A 959-nucleotide genomic window follows, 5' to 3' on the forward strand; every position below is an offset into this window, starting at 1 on the left:
GCGACCGCCAGGATTGGTGCGCTGACCACGCAGGAAAGCTATGAGATGGATGCCGACGTGATTATCAAGGCAATCAACGGTTATCTGCACCTGCACGAACAGGCGCGGATTATTATTCTGCATGACCCGGTGGGCCGCCAGCGGGATATCGCGGAAGCGTACTCTATCCTGCATCTGTGGCAACAGAGCTACAACGCCTCCAATATCTACCCATTGACTATCGGTTTCTATGTCGAAAGGCTCAAAGCGACCAAAGACCCGGCGCTGAAAAAGAAAATAGATGACAGTATTAACCAAGAGCGCTGGGATAACGACTGGCCGAAACTGAAAAAAACCACCCAAGACTTTGAAGTCCGTCAGGCGATGTTGATGAAACTGTTTGAGACTTTTGCGGATAACCCGGCGCTGAGTTATCAGGTCGGCGGGCTACAAAATTACTTTCACTACTTCTTTTCACTGCAAGATGAAAAAGAGACGCGGGAAGAAGAGGACGCGCTGGAGTTCCAGTTTTTCAGTGAAATCCTCTCAGGACTGCTTGGCAATCTGCAATCCTCCCTGCCCGGCCAGCAGGTTTTGGCAAAACTTGCCGCCAAAGAGTCGGACAGCAACGGGGATGGCAACTTCTGGCGCACCATTACCGGCAGTGTTATCACCGTGCTGAATAACGACAAAGTCAAATCACCGATGCTTCAAAGCCAGTTTATTCGCGGAGTCGATAATATTCTGCTGGGCATGGGAACATTTTTAGCCACCGTCTGCGCCAATCCCGGTCAGGCAATTGATCAGGGGGCAAATTATGTCCGGCAGCTTCCCCAGCAAGCCATTGACCGGATAACCCAACAATGTGTCCCCGCCTTGCTCTCTACGCTGGGCGTGGTGATTGAACCGGATGGCAGAGTGGCACTCAGTGAACAGAGCTATCAGGAAGTGCTCAAACGTCTTGAATCGAAAGCAAATCG

Annotated in this window: 1 protein-coding gene; it reads left to right on the forward strand. The window is 51.3% G+C overall.

What is annotated here, in order from left to right; all coding sequences use genetic code 11:
• On the forward strand, positions 1-959 hold a 959-nt coding region (locus ACGF63_RS22915; RefSeq protein ID WP_387633384.1), incomplete at both ends, for a hypothetical protein.

Origin of the sequence: Photorhabdus sp. RM322S, assembly GCF_042879395.1 — a bacterium.
Classification (GTDB): domain Bacteria; phylum Pseudomonadota; class Gammaproteobacteria; order Enterobacterales; family Enterobacteriaceae; genus Photorhabdus; species Photorhabdus khanii.